The following is a 16,474-nucleotide window of genomic DNA, read 5'->3' as shown; positions in this document are numbered from 1 at the left end:
AGGCCGTACTTTAGTCAAACATGACAGTGGCGGCTTGCTCCGGGAATTCGGCCGTCATCTGCTCAAGGCATTTTTGCATCAGCCGCGCATCCCTAGGCAAGTGGCTGGAGAACGCCTGCCATCCTGAAATCTGCAGCTTGAGCGGCAATTCAACCAGCCCAGTGATCGCGTCCCAGAACGCATCCCAGTTACAGCCGTACCAATCAGGGAAACCCAGGCTTTCGCGCAGCAACGCGTGAAGTTCGGCGGAACTCGTCACTTCACTCAAATCAATGGTTACAGTCTGTACTCTAGGCATCATCAGCACCTGAACTCGGATCGCGGAAGTGAACGGGACAGCATTGTTGATCACCTATCCTGTGGGAGCCGAGCTTGCTCGCGAAGAGGCCGGCACATTCAACATTCCTATCGACAGTTACGCCGCCTTCGCGAGCAAGCTCGGCTCCTACAAGGGATCAGCGTTGATTGAGGTACCTGCGTTCAAACCGCCCGCTCACCCAACCGTTCCACCAGCCTCACCAGATACCCGTCCGGATCCTGAACAATAAACTCGCGCTGACCCACCTCGACTTCCGCCGCCCGGCACCAGGTGTCCTGGCATTAGAAACTCAGGCTGTCCGGCAGGTCGGTGACCATCAATTCCGGGACGAGCGTGTTGCGTTTGAACATGAGGTGAATTCCGTTTCATTGAATATTTCGTCGCGAGTTTATCCCGAATCGCTATCCAATCCACACACTCAACACCCCGGCAGTCAAAGCGACCAGCGCCGTATTCAGACACACCAGCGCAAAGCCAAACCTGACCAGTTCACTCTCTTCTTTGGCCTGTGTTTTGGCTAACCCCAAAATCAACATAACGATCGACAACGAGCCTAATGCCGCATGCCCGGCCGCGCTGTTTTGCACCGCTGCCAACAACAAACGCGAAGACTCGGGCAGCATCGCGATGGCGGGCATGAAGATCGCGTTGCCGCCGACGTTCGACCCGGTCATGTAGCCTGACAGCGCACCCAGCAGTGCAACCAGCGAGGTCGCGGCGCTGGGCGATAGACCTGAGAGCAATTGCATCAGGCCCGCGAGAAAACCCGCTTTGACCATCATCTGCGACATCGCCAGAAAGAAGAAAATCGTCAGCAACGGCCGTTTGGCGCGCGCAGCCAATCCGCTCAGCATGCCGCTGTCGGTAACGTTTTTTCGCGTGTGAAAGCCTAACCCGATCAACACCAGAATCAACGCCACACCGGGGGAGGCCAACGGTTTCCAACTGACCTGAGCACCTTGCACCACCCAGTGATTTTGCCAATCAGTGATTGCCCACAACACTTTCAACGCGACGATGCTGACGATCAACAACAGATACGGCCAAGCCTGACGTGGCCAATGCAATTCATCGTGTTCGCTCATGTTGCGAGACCGTCGCCATAGGCCGGCGGCCAGTGCAGCGGTCGCCGTCACCAGACCTGCGGCAACACCGGCGACTTCCGGCCCCAGCCAGCGACTGGTGCTATACAACACGCTGATGAAGATCAACCAAAACGCGCCCAGCGCCCGCCATTCCTGCCATTGCCGCGCACCCGCCAGATACAACGCCAACGCTGCCAATCCGAGGAAAACCAGCGCACTGGTCAGCGCCGACGTCTGCGCCAGCGCGGCGGCATCCAGATGCGCCAGCGAAGCACCGATCACCGAGGCCAGGCCCAACGTGCCCCACGGCATGATCGCCATGCCGGTGAGCGCGATGCGCAAGGCCACCCGGCGTTCGAACAGACTTAACAGCAGCGGCACCGTCGCAATCAGCGACACACCGAAACCGGTCATCGCCTCCAGCAATGGCGCCAGCCCGAGCACGATAAACACCACTTGATCGCCGCGTCCCAATCCGAGCGAACGCACCCATCGGCTGACGGCCAGATTCACGCCCAGCCGCTCGATCACCATCACAAACGCCAGCCCCGGCACAATCACGAATGCAGTGCTGGCGAACAACACGGCGGTGTCTTGAGCGGCGGCCAGCAGGCTGCTCGATTGCCAGGCATCAGCTGCGCCTGCAATCCAGAGCACCATCACCAGCAGCGTGCCGGCGACAGCGGCCTGAACCGGAGGCCGGCGCAGCACGACCAACATGGCGGTCACCAGCAAAACAGGGGAGAGATGAAACAGTGCGTCCATGGCCAACATTACCCTGTGCAAATTCTCGATCAGCCGGCGAATGCCGACTGCGAGCAAGATAATATTTCGCACGACTGGATAAAGGTGCGCAGTTTTCTGCTAGTTTTCGAGAAATTTTCTCGCGAGCCTGACATGGTTAAAAGCGCCGCTGCACCCCAATCACTGGATAAATTCGACCGCGCCATCCTCGAACTCGTCCAGCGCGACAACGCCATGCCGCTGCGCCTGATGGCCGAGCAGGTCAATTTGTCCACGGCGGCGGTTCAGCGCCGCATCAAGCGGATGGAAGAGGCGGGCGTGATCACCGGCAATGTCGCGGTTGTCGATCCGAATGCGGTGGGTCGCCCGATCACGATCATTGTTGAAGTGATGGCAGAGCGCACCAGCATTGAGGCGCTGGAGGCAATGAAGGCGCACTTCCGGGTGCCCGAGGTTCAGCAGTGCTATTACGTCACCGGCGAGGTGGATTTTGTGCTGGTACTGACGGTCGCCAGCATGCAGGAATATCAGGCGCTGGCGCGGCGATTGTTTGCCGAGAACACCAACGTAACGTGGTTCAAAACCATTGTGGCGCTGGATCGGGTGAAGGTCGGGCTTGAGGTGCCGGCGGGTTGATGCGGCGCGGCTGAAAAAGCTATCGCGAGCAGGCTCACTCCTACAGTTTGAAATGCGTTCCCCTGTAGGAGTGAGCCTGCTCGCGAAGGGGACAGTCGGGCCACCGCGAAATCCCCCTCAACCCCCCAATCCATCCAAAAACCGCGAAATCTGCCGCGCCCCGCAAAGCCGAACCACCGGCACCTGCGGCGCAATCGCCAGCCGATTCGCCTCGATGCTCGGCCGATTCACCCGGTCGTAATTCCAGACAAACTTCAAAAATCCCACAAACGCCTTGTCCAGCCGCTCCGTACAACCCGCCGGCAGATCCGCCCGAGGCTTGTTCAGCGCGCTGCGCAGAATCACTCGCTTCATGCAAACAGCGCGGGGTGTATCGAGCCAAACCACCAGGTCGGCGCGAGGCAATCGCAAATCAAACGTGCGCCGCGAATAATTGCCCTCGCACACCCACGCATCGCCGGCGACAGACTGACGTACTCGCTCGCGGAAAATTTCATTGTCCGGTTCGATCCAGCCGGGCTCCCAGAACAGTGTGTCCAAATGAACCACCGGCAGCGACAGTCGATGACCAATCTCGCGGGCGAGGGTGGATTTACCGCTGCCCGAATTACCCAAAATCACAACGCGCTGCATGTGCAAATCCCTTGCTGAAAAAAAGCGCGCAAGTCTAAAGCAATCCTTGATCGAAGGCGCAGCAAAAGGCGTCACTTGGTCAGCCTGATCGGCGCTGCGCTTGAGATGTCCGCAACCGTTGGGCAAACTCCGTCGTTTGACTGGCTGCCACACCTTCGCGAAGGGTCGCAAACCGCCAAAAACCGTCGCTCGAAGGAGTCTTTTGTTGAACCACAACACCTTGTCCCAACGCCTGGAGCGCGTGGCTGCGCACGTGCCGGCGGGCGCTCGCTTGGCCGATATCGGCTCCGATCACGGCTACTTGCCGGTGGCGTTGATGCGTCGTGGCGCGATCAGCTCGGCGGTGGCGGGGGAGGTCGCGTTGACGCCGTTTCGCGCCGCTGAACGCACGGTGCGCGAAAACGATCTTGAGCAACACATCACCGTGCGCCATGCCAACGGTCTGGCGGCGATCAAACCGGGCGACGCGATCACTGCGCTGACCATTTGCGGCATGGGCGGCGAGACGATTCGCGACATCCTCGACAGCGGTAAAACCCATCTGAGCGGTGAAGAGCGTTTGATCCTGCAACCCAACGGCGGCGAGCAGCCGCTGCGTCAGTGGTTGATGGACAACGGCTACACCATCCGCTGTGAAGAACTGCTGCACGAAAACCGTTTCTACTACGAAATCATCGTCGCCGAACGTGCTGGACCAGTGGCTTACACCGACGAAGAACTGTATTTCGGTCCCTTGCAAATGCGCGCCCGCAGCGCGGCGTTTCTGAGTAAGTGGCAGCGCAAGTTGAAGTACAAACAGAAAACACTGGCCCAGTTCGCCCACGCCCGCGATGCAGTGCCCGAGGCGAAAGTGCAGGACACCGCCCGACAGGTTCGCTGGATTACTGAACTGTTAGCGTGAGCGGCAAAACCGATCGGGACGGCACGCCTCAAATGCATCCGATACGCGGCCCTCGCTGATCTCTTCACTCGCTAGTCGGCCGACGATGGCGGCGAGTGTCACCCCCGGATGCATCGCGCAAACATAGACGCCGTTGATATTCGGCAAGAATCCAACGATGGGGACGCCATCGACAGGCATGGGTCGAAGGCCGACGAAAACGCCGTCCGGCTCAATAGAAATAACCCCGTCCAACTCGCTTTGAATGCCTTTGGCTGTGCGCAACGCAATCTGCGCTGGCTGGTTTCCGAAGGCTTCTCCCAAATAATCTTCCGCCGCCAGCAACGTGCCGTCGACGCGCTGCCGAACTTCCATCGCGGAGTTGGAGATGACGCCGTTCACAAGGCTGGGCTGAGTCTTGTAGCGAATGAAAATGGCGGGTGATGCGTCCACCGGCAACGTAACGTTGAGCATCGCCGCCAACCCCGGGATCGCTGTGCCGGCGGCCAGCACCACTACATCAGCATCGACTGTGCCTGTTTCGGTTTTAAGGCCGGTAACGGTTGAATCGCGGGAAATAAAGCCAAGCACTCGGGTGTAAGTCAGTACTGTCGCCCCGTGAGTCTTGGCGCCGGAGAGCAGCGCGTGAGTCACTTGCACAGCATCAACTGCGCCTTCTTCGGCTCGATAGCTCGCCTGCTCTGGTGGATTTTTCAGGTTGGGTTCAAGACGCCGGATATCGTCCCTATTCAGCAGCGATGCCGCATACGGAAGCGCCGCGCCGTACGTCAGAGCGCCAGTCCACTGCACGTTCAGGTCGGGCAACTCGGCTTCGAGCCGATGATACTCGGCGATGGCGGCGCCGCGTAATGATGCGATGGGATCAGACCCGGAATGTGTCGTGTTGAGCCACGCGAACGAATGTCCAGTCACGCCGCTGGCAATTTCCCCAGCCTCTATCACGATGACTTTTGCGCCTTTGCTCGCCAAGTGATACGCCACAGAAGCACCCACAATGCCCGCGCCGATCACCACGACGCGTTTGCCTGCTGCTCCATTACCCATTTCAACGTCCCTGCAATCAACGAAAAAGTTCGAACTGATGGGTGATTGTAGCGTCCACCCACAGAGGCAACGCATCGCGCGCACATTCGCGGCGATGGCAAATTCAGTGTTCAGGAGACGATCATGAGGAAAATCTGCGCGTGTCTGGGGATCTGCAGCGTGATGCTGCTGCAAGGTTGTTACGAGGGTTCCAACGATGCTCCCAACAAGGAAGGCGACAAGAGCAAAGCGTCATTGCAAATACAGCAGGACAAGCCTGAAGACAGTAAATGAACCCGATGGGTGAGGGAGCAATCTCCCTCACCCTTTATCGGTTCAGCGGCTGGAATTAGAGGTCGCGCCATGGGTGATGTGCTTGGGCCCCGCCAACGCCCAGGCAATCAAACCGAACAATGGCACAAACACGATCAGCACGATCCACACGCCCTTGGTACTCGATTTCCCCTCGCTTTTGCGCACCCGATTGATGGCCCAAAGCTCGATAAGCAGAAGAACTGCCGCCAGTACGATCCACACGGTTTCGATATGCATTGGCTACCTCCTGATGGTCTATGCGTTAGGTGGCAAGAGGTGCGCTGGGTTCATTTATTTTGTGGAATGCCTGATCACACGGTCGACTCCAGCGCAGCGTGGTCGCTGACCACGTTTGCCCGCGCGTGTTGAAAGCGCAAAAAATCCTCGACCGGCATCGCTTTGCCAAACAGCCAGCCCTGACCGAAGTGCACACCATTGGCGCGCAAGTAATCCCGTTGTGCCTCGGTTTCGATGCCTTCGGCGACGATCTTCAATTGCAGACTCTTGGCCATTTCGATGATATGGCCGGTGACCGATCCGGTCGCTGCATCCTGTTCAATGTTGTCGACGAACGACTTGTCGATTTTCAGCACGTCCAGCGGCAGCCGTTGCAGGTGTTGCAGGCTGGAGAATCCGGTGCCGAAGTCGTCGATCGCGGCCAGATAACCCAGTTCGCGGGCGTGATTGACCGTGGCGCGGGCGGCGTCGATGTCGAGGAAACCGCGTTCGGTGGCCTCCAGCCAGATCTGATTCTGCTGCACACCAGCCTTGTGCAGCGCAGCCTCCAGCCCGGGCAGGAAGCGCCCGCTGCTGACGTCCCTGGCGGCGAGGTTGATCGCCACGTGCAGGCTGCGCTCCTTGACCAGCAAGGGGCCGATGTCGCGCATCACCGAATCGATGACTTGATCGGTGATTGGCAGAATCAGGCCACTGCGTTCGGCCAGCGGGATGAACGCGTCGGGGCAGACCATCGAACCGTCGGGATGCTGCCAGCGCAACAGGGCTTCGGCACCGACACAGGCGCCATCGCTGAGGCTGACAATCGGTTGATAGTGAACGACGAATTCGCGATTACGCACCGCCAGTTTCAGCTCGGCCAGCGGCGACAGGCGTTGGCGTGTGCGGCGCACAATCAGCAACACCAGCAGGCCGGCGAGCAAACCGCCGATGGGCAACAGCAGCATTTCCCGGCGAACCAGCCCCTGCATCAATTCATGCCGGGAGATCGCGGCAATCGCCACCCAGTCACCGCTGTGCACGAGGGTGTAGAGGTAACCTCCGTCCAGAGCCGAATGCGAACCCGAGTGCACGCGGCTGAGAAAATGCTCCGCTCCCGGTCGCGAGGCGCTGACCAACTGGCCGGCAGCGGTGCCGACCGTCAGGTGCATATCCTCTTCGAGCATCACATGAAGAAATTGTGCGGGGTCGACCAGCACATTGAACGCCGCGTATTGCAGCGCCATCATCGGCTTGGCCGGGACGATGCGTGACTGCACACCGAGCGACACGCGCACGCCGTCGGTGGTGGTGAAGTCCTCCGGCCATGGCGTTGCGTGGTGTCCGACCGGGCCCCAGGAACCGCAGGCGTAAATCTCTTGCTCGACATAACCGACCGACTTCACCGAGAAGGTATTGATGGTCAGCAAACGCATCTCATCAATGCTCTCGGGCGTGCAGGGTACGAGGTGCGATCCGGCGATGGTTTTCAATGCACCGGCGGCTTCGTTGAACGTGCCGCTGGCCCGACTGGAGGCGACGGCCGCGAGGGTTTCCAGACGTTGTTGCGCGGCGTGCAGATTGAGCACCCAAGCCAGATAGCCCATCAACAATACGGGAAGCAAGACACACGGAAACCCCAGGAGAATGCTCCCCCAGACGATGCGTTTTTTGTTCATTTGTCGCCACCTTGGCCCAAGGCCTGTGACGTGCGCACAGCACGGCTGTCTTCCAGCAAAGACAGATTACGGCGGCGCTGGCGGGCAAATATTGCTGTGGATCAAAAAGTCAGCTGAATGGATAAAGCCGTGCAGAAACACTGCGCAGGCCACGGGTTTTCCGCCATCTTTCGAAATAGCTACTAAGGTTTAAAGCTGTATTTACCACGCAAGACTCCGGTGGTGCCGTCAGTCGCCTGCCACGGGGGAAAACGCTGGGACAAGGAGGTTTTCATGCAAAGCGCTTGTGTGCATCCATTCGGCGGGCATGCCCCGCACTTTCTTCGCAGTGCCTTGCTGGTCGCCATGGCCAATGCCCTGACCCTGACCGATGCTTACGCGGCCTGTGGGCCGCTGGCTGCTGGCGCCTATAACGTCTCGCAAACCTGCATGCCGACTGCCGGTATCGACGCCACGATCAGCACGCAAGCGGGCACGAGCATCACCACCACGGCCGGCTCTTCCGTGCTCGTTCGCGGCAACAACAGCAACTCGGCGCTCAGCCTCAGCGGCACGACCGTCGACAGCACACCACCGACCGCCGCCAACGCAGTGTTTTCCAATGTCATTGGCACAACCGGCAACGCGACGCTGACCGTCGATGGCGGCACCAACACCGTCAACATCGGCGGCAGCGGCCTCGATGCGCTGGCGATCACCAATGCCGGCGCGGGTTCTTCGACGGTCACGGTGACGTCCGGCACCACCCTGAACATCCTCAACACGGTCGTCGGCAACGAGCATGACGGCATCGACGTCAACGGCAGCGGCGGCGGGGCGATCAATGTCAGCCACCAGGGCAATGGGCAGATCACCCTGCTGGGGGGTAACGGAATCTGGACGAAGGCCACGGGCAGCGGCGACAACAACGTCAACGTCGGTGCCGGGGTGAACATTCTGGTGAACAACGACGATGCGCTGTCGGCCGGTCTGCCGATCATCGACGACACCTTGCCGACCGCTGGCGTCGGCAACCACGCCGGGGTGCATACCCGCGCGATCAATGGCAACACCACCGTGGTGAATGCGGCCAGTGTTCAGGGACTGGGCATGAACGCCTTCGGCATCTTCACTGAAGGCGGCGCTGGCAATACGCTTCTGAGCAACAGTGGCACGATCAATACCGACGGCCTCAACGGCTTCGGCATTCGTGCGATTTCGACCGTTGGCAGTATCAATGTCGTCAACAACGGCACCATTACTACCACCGGCGGCGGTGGCCACGGGATTTACGCCAACGACAATACTGGTGGGCTGGGTTCGATCAGTATCGAAAACAATGCGTCGATCAACGTCGGCAACATCGCCAGTAATGTCGGTGCGCGGGCGATCTATATCATCAAGCGCGGTACCGGCGATGTCACCGTCACGGGCAGTGGCGATCTCACCGTGCTCGGCGCGCAGAGCACCAATCGCGCTTACGGCATCATCGTCAGCGCCGAACAGAATAATGTGTTGATCGATTATTCCGGCAACATCACCGCCAGCGGTTTTGGCGCGGGCGGCATTCGGGTGGACTCAACGGGGGGCAACGTCCGGGTCAACTATTCTGGCGATCGAATCGAAACCTTCAACAGCAATGCCAACGGTATTTACGCCACGACTCAAGCCCCAACAGGAACCGTAGACATCGCCGCCAGCGGCACGATCATCACGCACTCCGACGCGGGGACGGGTGACGGCAGTGGCATTGGCTCCTTTGGATTGCAGGCGCTGACGCTGGGCGGAAATGTCAGCGCGGTGTTCACCGGGACGCTGATTGACGTCAACGGGGCTGGCGCGGCGATTCTTGCCGGTAGCGCGTTCAACGGCGGCACGGGCGCGGGCACAGTGAATATCAGCAATAGCGGGCAACTGATCGCTCGCGGTGATCAGCAGCGTGGCATTCGCACCTTGTCCGGCGACGGTACACAGACCATCGTCAACACCGGCTCGATTCAAACGCAGGGCGCCAGCAACAGTCAGGGGATTCTGGCTGAAGCGTCGGGTGCGGCGAATGTTTCGGTCACGAACAGCGGAGCGATCACCTCGCGAGGGACGAATTCATCGGGCATCGCCGCGTTGACCGATGGCGGCGTGGCCAACGTCAGCAACAGCGCAACGATTCAGGGGGGCTGGGCCGACAGCAGCGGTATCGCCTTGGGTGGTGCGACGCAATCGCTGAACAACACAGGCGTCATCGGTGCGCTCAGCGATGTTGCGGTGCGCGGCGATGCGACCACGCCCGGCACGACATTTACCCTCGACAACATTGGGCAGATGAACGGCTCGGTGAACGCTGTGAGTGCGGCGAGCACGGTGGCCAACCGCGGCACCTGGACGCTGCGCAATTTTACCGATTCAACCGGCAGCGGCACGCGGGACACGTGGGGAGTGGCGGCCAGCAACCTCGGTACTTCGGGCGCCAACAGTATCGACAACAGCGGCGTGATCCGTCTGGCAGAGCAACCGGCGAGCGGTATCGTCAATTTCAATTCCAGCGGTGCGTATCTGCCGTTTGGGCAGACGTTCAACACGCCGACCGCGAGCGGTGCGGTGCAGGGGCAGTTGCTCGGCGTTAATCGCTTCACCAACAGCGGCACCCTCGATCTTCCGGGCGGCGGCAACACCGTCGGTAATGTGCTGCTGATCAGCGGCGCATCCACGCCGGGCACTAACGGTGGCGGGGTGTTCGTCTCCAATGGCGGTCGCTTGCTGCTCAATACCACGCTGAATGCGGGAGGTGCCGACAGTCGTTCTGACATGTTGGTGGTCGACTCGATCGCGACCGGCAGCGGCGGCGCCACGGGGCTTGCGGTGCGCAATGTTGGCGGGCAGGGCGCGGTGACGCAGGGCAACGGTATCGCGGTGGTCGAGGCGCTCAACAACAGCGCCGGGGCCGGTGATGCCAACGCGTTTCGCCTGGCCAGCCGCGTGGTCGCCGGGCCGTATGAGTATCGCCTGCAGCAGGGCGGCGATGATGGCAGTGCGCGCAACAGCTGGTTTCTGCGTTCCGATGCGCCCGTGCCGGATGGGCCGCCAGAGCCGCCTGCGCCTCCGACGCCTCCAGATCCGGATCCAACGCCCGATCCCGACCCGACGCCAGACCCCGATCCAACACCTGCACCTTCACCTGCCCCGGTGCCCAACTATCGCCCGGAAGTTTCTCTGTACGGTGCGGTACCCGCATTGGCGCTGGTTTACGGGCGGACGATGGTCGACACCCTGCACGAGCGCGTGGGCGAAGAACGCCTGAACGCCGGCGATCCACTGCCCAAGGAAGATGAATCGACGACGACACCGTCCATGGGCTGGGGCCGGGTGATTTATCGCAGCGGCAAGCAGGATGGCGATCGCAAAAACGCCCTGGGCAACACGCCTGAATACAACTATGACCTGACGGCGTTTCAGGTCGGCACTGACCTCTATCGCAAGGTCAGAACTGACGGCAGTCATGAGCAGGCCGGTATCTCGCTGTCGGCGGGCACCATCGACGCGGGCGTCAGCCATTACACCCGTCGCAACGCCGGGGAGGACACCTTGCGTGCTTATGGTTTGGGCGCCTACTGGACGCACTTCGGCCCGTCCGGTTGGTATCTGGATGGCGTGTTCCAGGTCAATCGCTTCGACGTCGAAGCCAAACCGAGCAACCTGCCGAAACTGAAAACGCGGGGCTGGGGCTACACCGCTTCGCTGGAGAACGGCTACCCGTATGAGTTCGACAAAAACTGGTACATCGAACCGCAATTGCAGGCGATCTACAGCTACGTCGACCTCGATAGCAGCGACGACGCCGGCGCAAAAATCCGCTTCCGCGACGTCGACTCATTGATTGGCCGCGCGGGTGTGCGCATCGCCAAGGATTGGGACACCGAAGGCGTCGACAAAAGCGCACGGCGCACCAATGCGTGGATTCGTCCGAGTGTGTGGCACGAATTCAAGGGGCAGCCGAAGACCGAGTTTTCTTCAGAGACGGGTTACATCCCGTTCGAGTCGGATATTCAGGGCACGTGGGGCGAGGTGAATGTCGGGGTGGATTATCAGGCGAATCGGCGCACGACGTTTACCGCTTCGGCGGGGTATCGCCAAGGGTTTGATGGCGACAGTCATGGGTACGACGCTATGTTGGGGTTCAAGATTAATTTTTAGGGTGCACCCACTGTGTGCGGGCTCGCTCGCGAAAGCGGTCGTCCTGCAACACTGATGCTGAATGTGCTATCGCCTTCGCGGGCAAGCCCGGCTCCCACGGGGGGGCTGCGTCGTTGACGCAAGCTGTGTAGGAGTGAGCCTGCTCGCGATACGGTGAGTCAGCCGGCATCTTTGGGTACAGGCATTGCGTTATCGCGAGCAGGCTCACTCCTACAGGTGGTCGCCTGCTTGGAAAGATTTTGATGCAACTAAATTGTAAGGTGTCTGATTGCCATCCCACGAGGGTCCGCGCCTGCTGTTCTGTCAAATATAAATTCAACTTCTATGATGGCCGTCGTCGCGTTACCTACATTAAGTTTTACATTTCGAGCATACGGTCTCCAGTTTCCATCCTGAATCATGCTATCAGGAGAATCGGTGATGATAGTTGCACCATTGCCACCTGTTACTTTGAAATTGATATTGGCTTTGTTCCCCCCAGTATGACCACCTTTGTTGATTCGGTACTCAAGTGTATCAACAGTAAATTCGGGGCCGACCCTACGGTAGCGCAACTTCAAGTCGCCTGAGTAACCATGAACAGAAACATTCATTTCTACTACATGCCAATCATATTTGGCTTCTGTTTTTTTTATTTCCGTTGACATGATTTACTTCCTTGTGTGACGGGGGGAGGTGATTTGTGGGTCAAGAATAATTTTTCGAAATCCACCCTGTCACTGTCATAAATTACAGTTTTTTAGAACGGTTACTTATAGTCTTTATCGTGAAATGAAAGCTTGAAAAAAGTTCGCTGCATCAGACACGCGCGGCAAACTGCAGGAGCCAATTTCGGGCCCGCGAGAGCGATTTGAGCAGGGCCACAACCTTTCAGCCCTTGGCCACAAAACCGCCAAAGGTTTAAAGTGCCCTTCAAGGTCAAACGCTGCTCGGGTGAAACATGAAAATCGGTGAACTGGCAAAAATCAGCGGTCTGGCGACGTCGCGCATCCGCTTCTACGAGGCGAGCGGGCTGATCAAGTCCGTTGCGCGCAAGGCCAACGGTTATCGGGATTACGCGCCGGAAACCGAGTGGATTTTGCAGATCATCACCGGTGCGCAGGCGGCGGGGTTTTCGCTGGATGAAGTTCGCCAGTTGCTGCCGACAGGGGCCGATGACTGGCGCCCAGAAGAAATGCTCGTAGGGCTCAAGCGCAAGGTTGCGGAAATCGAAGTGCTTCAGCAGCGGCTGGCGCACAACAAAGCGCAATTGCTACAGGTGATCGAAGGCATCGAGAGCAAGCCAGAAAACGTTGGCTGCGCGGACAATGCGCAGCTATTACTCAAGCGCATGCGCAAGGCCGCGGTTGAGTCTTCCCGTTAACGCCTGATGTTTGATCGACACCAAAAAAAGCGGTTGACCTTAAAGTTGACTTCAATCTTATGGTGATCCCACGTTAAACGAGGATTGCCCATGAACGTGTTCGACAGCCTGTCACTTCCCAACGGCTCCACCGTCAAAAACCGCATCGCCAAAGCCGCCATGGAAGAGAACATGGCCGACGCCGATCAGGCGCCTTCAACCGAACTCATGCGTCTCTACCAAGCTTGGGCCGACGGCGGCGCTGGACTGATCATCACCGGCAATGTGATGGTCGACGGCCGTGCGATGACCGGGCCGGGTGGCGTGGTGTTGCAGGACGAACAGCAACTGGCCAAGTTCAAGCGCTGGGCGCAGATCGGTCGTTCCGGTGGCGCGCAGTTCTGGTTGCAGATCAACCATCCGGGCCGACAGATGCAGGCCAACCTCGGGCAGAAAACCTGGGCACCGTCAGCGATTGCGCTGGAACTGGGCAGCCTGTCCAAACACTTCGCTACGCCCCATGCGATGACGCCGGAAGTGATTGCCGACGTGATTCAGCGTTTCGCCACTACCGCACGACTCGGTGAGCAGGCCGGGTTTACTGGCGTAGAAATTCACGCCGCGCACGGCTATTTGCTCAGCCAGTTCCTTTCGCCGTTGACCAATCAGCGCACAGACGAATGGGGTGGCTCACTGGAAAACCGCGCGCGACTATTGCTCGAGATCGTCAAAGCCGTGCGCGCAGTGGTCTCTCCGTCTTATGCCGTCGCGGTGAAACTCAATTCCGCCGATTTCCAGCGCGGCGGCTTCAGTGCCGAGGACGCGCGGCAAGTGGTGGCGTTGCTCAACGATCTGGGCGTGGATCTCGTTGAGTTATCTGGTGGCAGTTATGAAGCGCCGGCGATGCAGGGCGACGCGCGTGATGGTCGTACCTTGGCGCGCGAAGCGTATTTCGTCGAATTCGCCCGCGACATTCAGACCGTCGCGAAGATGCCAGTGATGGTCACCGGTGGCGTGCGTCGTCGTTCGATTGCTGAAATGGTCGTGCAGAGTGGCGTGGACATGGTCGGCATCGGCACAGCGTTGGCCATCGATCCGAACCTGCCGCGTGACTGGTTGCAAGGGCAGGACAGCGCGCCCGAATTGCCGCCGATTACCTGGAAGAACAAAGCCATGGCCTCGCTGGCCAACATGGCGGTGGTCAAGTTCCAGTTGCGTAAACTCAGCCAGAACCGAACCCCCGATCCTAAGGTGTCGCCGTTGCGCGCGTTGATTCAGCAGCAGATTGCCAATGCCTTGCGCACCCGTCAGTACCGCAAATGGGTGGCGGCGCGGGTGCAGTGATCAGCCCTTGTACGGCAGATTGCGCATGGTCACCAGCGCGGTGGCGCAGAGCGTTTCCTTGCCATCCTTGACCGCAAACAGATCAGCCGCCGCCACGGTGGTGTTGTTCGAGGCATTGATCACGCGCCCTCGGGCGAGCAGTTTTTCGCCGTCGGCGGGCGCGATCAACTTGACCGTGAAGTCCGTGGTCATGTTGATCCAGCCCGGCGGCAGCAAGGTGCCTGCCGCCGAACCGCCGGCAAAGTCCGCCAGCGCACCAATGATCCCGCCCTGAAAAAAACCATTGTGCTGAGTGAGTTCTTTGCGCGTCGGCTGCTCGATTTCGCAGTGACCGGGTTTGAGGTAGTTGAAGTGAAAACCCAGCAGTTTCGCCGCCGGCATGCTGAGCACAGCGGCGGGCACGTGCTTGTCGTAATCGGGGTTGCTGGCGGTGAAATCTTCCATGGTATTGATCCTTGTCGTGACATGAGTCACTGGGTATAGCGGTTCGCCGGCAGAAACCAAGGTTCGTGCGGGTTAATAAGGCTTTTGAATATCCTCCGATAACGCGATGCGGTGGGTTACGCCTGCGTTGAAGGCTTTGAGGAAACGCCGTTCGTGATCGGCACTGGGCAACAGGCAGGTGTCGTACTTGCCGAACAGTCGATAGCGATTGCGCGCAATGCCGTCGTAGGCCCAATCGCGTAACGCACGCGGAATGACGCGCAACAGCCTTAGCGATTGCCAGCGCCCGGGTAACTGGCTGATGACTTCGAAAAAGGCCTCCGAACGCTCCCAGTAATGCCGGTCACGAATCACCGCCATGGTGTCGAACTGATCAATCGGCAAACCCGCCCACGCCAGCAGCGCCTGACCCTCGGGCGATTGCACCGCCGCCAGCCGCACGCGGCGTTGCTGATCATGACGAATCAAGAAACGCGCCCAGCCGTTGCACAGTTTGCACACGCCATCGAACAGCACCACGGTTTCACCGGGTTGCAGCAAGGGCGCTGGGGTAGGGCGGGTTTGTGTGGCGGGCATAGGGGCTGATTCTTGGCAGAGGGGCACGTCGGATCATAGCCGGGTGTTGGGTGAATCAAAAGATCGCAGCCTTCGGCAGCTCCTGCATGGATCGGTATCTAACCCTTTGGGGGTACTCCCTCAGCGTGATAGGAAGTTTCGCCACGATCCGCATACTGGTCGCACCTTTGACAAAGCCTTGCTTCCTGGCCAGGACGCTATTTTCCGAAAGGTCTGACAATGAAACTAGAACTCGTACAGCTGGCAGGACGCGATGGCGACGCCGCGCACAATCTGCAATGCATTCTGCAAACGATCGCCGACTGCCAGCCGGGCACCGACATCGTGGTGTTTCCCGAGGCGTACCTTACCGGTTTTCTCGGCCATGACAACATCGCCCAACTCGCTGAAAACCTCAGCGGGCCAAACGTGAAGACGATCTGCGCCGCTGCCCGCGAACGCGATATCGCGGTGGTGGTTGGCCTGATCGAACGCGCCGGCGAGCGCCTCTACAACACCACACTGTTCATCACCCCAGAAGGCATCGCCCTGAGTTATCGCAAAACCCATCTATGGGTTGGCGAGCCTGAATTGGTGTTGCCCGGCGACCGCTTCGCCACCGTGCAATGGCGGGGCGTGCGCATCGGTTTGTTGATTTGCTACGACATCGAGTTCCCGGAAAGCGCCTGCGCACTGGCCGCGCTCGGCGCCGAACTGATCCTGATCACCGACGGCAACATGCAGCCCTACGGCCACGTTCACCACACCGCCGTGGCCGCCCGAGCTCAGGAAAATCAGCTGTTCGCCGCCATGGTCAATCGCGTCGGTGATGGCGTTGGCGAAGTGTTTGCCGGCGGCAGCACCGTCGTCGATCCGTTCGGCCAGCGTCTGTTCGAAGCTGGCGCGGAGGAATGCCGGCATGTCATCGAACTGGACATGACGCGCATCGCCACGGCCCGCGCGCTCTACGATTATCGCGCCGAGAAACGTTTGAAACTCGCCGCTGACATCACCGAACACCCGGACGGTCGCCGCGAGCTGCTGATCCCCTGAACCTTGCGCTATCCATAA

The 16,474-nt window shown here is 59.5% G+C and carries 16 protein-coding genes and 1 pseudogene; 7 read left to right on the top strand and 10 right to left on the bottom strand.

All coding sequences use genetic code 11. The annotated features are described in order from the left end of the window. Positions 1-10 precede the first annotated feature (10 nt). The 3 genes and pseudogenes from ACIP1X_RS01690 to ACIP1X_RS01680 form a co-directional block, all read right to left on the bottom strand. Positions 11-298, bottom strand: coding sequence for a barstar family protein (locus ACIP1X_RS01690; RefSeq protein WP_400748977.1), 288 nt, complete (start codon positions 296-298; stop codon positions 11-13). Between the two features lie 182 nt (positions 299-480). Further along, positions 481-600 (bottom strand): annotated as a pseudogene (locus ACIP1X_RS01685) (VOC family protein); the annotation flags it as partial. 120 nt (positions 601-720) lie between these two features. Continuing rightward, complete coding sequence (locus tag ACIP1X_RS01680) at positions 721-2,169, bottom strand: L-lactate permease (protein WP_400748695.1); 1,449 nt, start codon at positions 2,167-2,169, stop codon at positions 721-723. A gap of 132 nt (positions 2,170-2,301) precedes the next feature. On the opposite strand from ACIP1X_RS01680, the gene ACIP1X_RS01675 reads away from it, so the two are divergent. Beyond that, the gene (locus tag ACIP1X_RS01675; RefSeq protein ID WP_212546016.1) at positions 2,302-2,784 is read left to right on the top strand and encodes an Lrp/AsnC family transcriptional regulator; all 483 of its coding nucleotides are present in this window, start codon (positions 2,302-2,304) and stop codon (positions 2,782-2,784) included. Positions 2,785-2,901: 117 nt separating this feature from the next. On the opposite strand, the gene ACIP1X_RS01670 is transcribed toward ACIP1X_RS01675, so the two are convergent. Beyond that, positions 2,902-3,417 carry an AAA family ATPase gene (locus tag ACIP1X_RS01670; protein WP_400748693.1) on the bottom strand — a complete coding sequence of 172 codons (516 nt, stop codon included), beginning with the start codon at positions 3,415-3,417 and terminating at the stop codon, positions 2,902-2,904. 205 nt (positions 3,418-3,622) lie between these two features. Here ACIP1X_RS01670 and ACIP1X_RS01665 point away from each other — a divergent pair, with 205 nt between their 5' ends. Next, the gene (locus ACIP1X_RS01665; protein WP_400748692.1) at positions 3,623-4,318 is read left to right on the top strand and encodes a tRNA (adenine(22)-N(1))-methyltransferase; all 696 of its coding nucleotides are present in this window, start codon (positions 3,623-3,625) and stop codon (positions 4,316-4,318) included. Here the strand turns inward: ACIP1X_RS01665 and ACIP1X_RS01660 are convergent. After that, positions 4,310-5,362 carry an NAD(P)/FAD-dependent oxidoreductase gene (locus tag ACIP1X_RS01660; protein ID WP_400748689.1) on the bottom strand — a complete coding sequence of 351 codons (1,053 nt, stop codon included), beginning with the start codon at positions 5,360-5,362 and terminating at the stop codon, positions 4,310-4,312. The two genes, ACIP1X_RS01665 and ACIP1X_RS01660, sit on opposite strands and share 9 nt — an antisense overlap. Before the next feature lie 123 nt (positions 5,363-5,485). Here ACIP1X_RS01660 and ACIP1X_RS01655 point away from each other — a divergent pair, with 123 nt between their 5' ends. Further along, a complete protein-coding gene (locus ACIP1X_RS01655; protein WP_400748687.1) occupies positions 5,486-5,635 on the top strand; it encodes a hypothetical protein in 150 nt (49 codons plus the stop codon). Between the two features lie 42 nt (positions 5,636-5,677). On the opposite strand, the gene ACIP1X_RS01650 is transcribed toward ACIP1X_RS01655, so the two are convergent. Together ACIP1X_RS01650 and ACIP1X_RS01645 are read right to left on the bottom strand one after the other, a co-directional pair. Next, the gene (locus ACIP1X_RS01650) at positions 5,678-5,893 is read right to left on the bottom strand and encodes a PLD nuclease N-terminal domain-containing protein (RefSeq protein ID WP_053119696.1); all 216 of its coding nucleotides are present in this window, start codon (positions 5,891-5,893) and stop codon (positions 5,678-5,680) included. A 74-nt stretch (positions 5,894-5,967) separates the two neighbouring features. Further along, positions 5,968-7,551, bottom strand: a complete 1,584-nt coding sequence (locus tag ACIP1X_RS01645; protein ID WP_400748684.1) for an EAL domain-containing protein — start codon at positions 7,549-7,551, stop codon at positions 5,968-5,970. Positions 7,552-7,824: 273 nt separating this feature from the next. Here ACIP1X_RS01645 and ACIP1X_RS01640 point away from each other — a divergent pair, with 273 nt between their 5' ends. Beyond that, the gene (locus tag ACIP1X_RS01640; RefSeq protein WP_400748682.1) at positions 7,825-11,718 is read left to right on the top strand and encodes an autotransporter outer membrane beta-barrel domain-containing protein; all 3,894 of its coding nucleotides are present in this window, start codon (positions 7,825-7,827) and stop codon (positions 11,716-11,718) included. A 248-nt stretch (positions 11,719-11,966) separates the two neighbouring features. On the opposite strand, the gene ACIP1X_RS01635 is transcribed toward ACIP1X_RS01640, so the two are convergent. Continuing rightward, positions 11,967-12,365, bottom strand: a complete 399-nt coding sequence (locus ACIP1X_RS01635; RefSeq protein WP_400748679.1) for a hypothetical protein — start codon at positions 12,363-12,365, stop codon at positions 11,967-11,969. Positions 12,366-12,658: 293 nt separating this feature from the next. On the opposite strand from ACIP1X_RS01635, the gene ACIP1X_RS01630 reads away from it, so the two are divergent. Further along, positions 12,659-13,081 (top strand): MerR family transcriptional regulator, encoded by a 423-nt coding sequence (locus ACIP1X_RS01630; RefSeq protein WP_400748677.1) that lies wholly within the window; start codon positions 12,659-12,661, stop codon positions 13,079-13,081. A 90-nt stretch (positions 13,082-13,171) separates the two neighbouring features. Continuing rightward, positions 13,172-14,404, top strand: coding sequence for an NADH:flavin oxidoreductase/NADH oxidase family protein (locus tag ACIP1X_RS01625; RefSeq protein WP_400748674.1), 1,233 nt, complete (start codon positions 13,172-13,174; stop codon positions 14,402-14,404). Here ACIP1X_RS01625 and ACIP1X_RS01620 read toward each other — a convergent pair whose 3' ends face one another. Together ACIP1X_RS01620 and ACIP1X_RS01615 are read right to left on the bottom strand one after the other, a co-directional pair. Beyond that, positions 14,405-14,848, bottom strand: a complete 444-nt coding sequence (locus ACIP1X_RS01620; RefSeq protein WP_053119755.1) for a PaaI family thioesterase — start codon at positions 14,846-14,848, stop codon at positions 14,405-14,407. It lies immediately after the preceding gene. A 72-nt stretch (positions 14,849-14,920) separates the two neighbouring features. Beyond that, on the bottom strand, positions 14,921-15,424 hold the full coding sequence (locus tag ACIP1X_RS01615; protein WP_400748671.1) for a thiol-disulfide oxidoreductase DCC family protein: 504 nt from the start codon (positions 15,422-15,424) through the stop codon (positions 14,921-14,923). 219 nt (positions 15,425-15,643) lie between these two features. Here ACIP1X_RS01615 and ACIP1X_RS01610 point away from each other — a divergent pair, with 219 nt between their 5' ends. Continuing rightward, the gene (locus ACIP1X_RS01610; RefSeq protein ID WP_400748668.1) at positions 15,644-16,456 is read left to right on the top strand and encodes a carbon-nitrogen hydrolase family protein; all 813 of its coding nucleotides are present in this window, start codon (positions 15,644-15,646) and stop codon (positions 16,454-16,456) included. The last annotated feature ends 18 nt before the right edge of the window (positions 16,457-16,474 follow it).

The organism is Pseudomonas sp. NPDC088885 (assembly GCF_044750025.1).
GTDB classification, from domain to species: Bacteria; Pseudomonadota; Gammaproteobacteria; order Pseudomonadales; family Pseudomonadaceae; genus Aquipseudomonas; species Aquipseudomonas rustica.
This window is presented reverse-complemented; position numbering and strand designations above follow the sequence as displayed.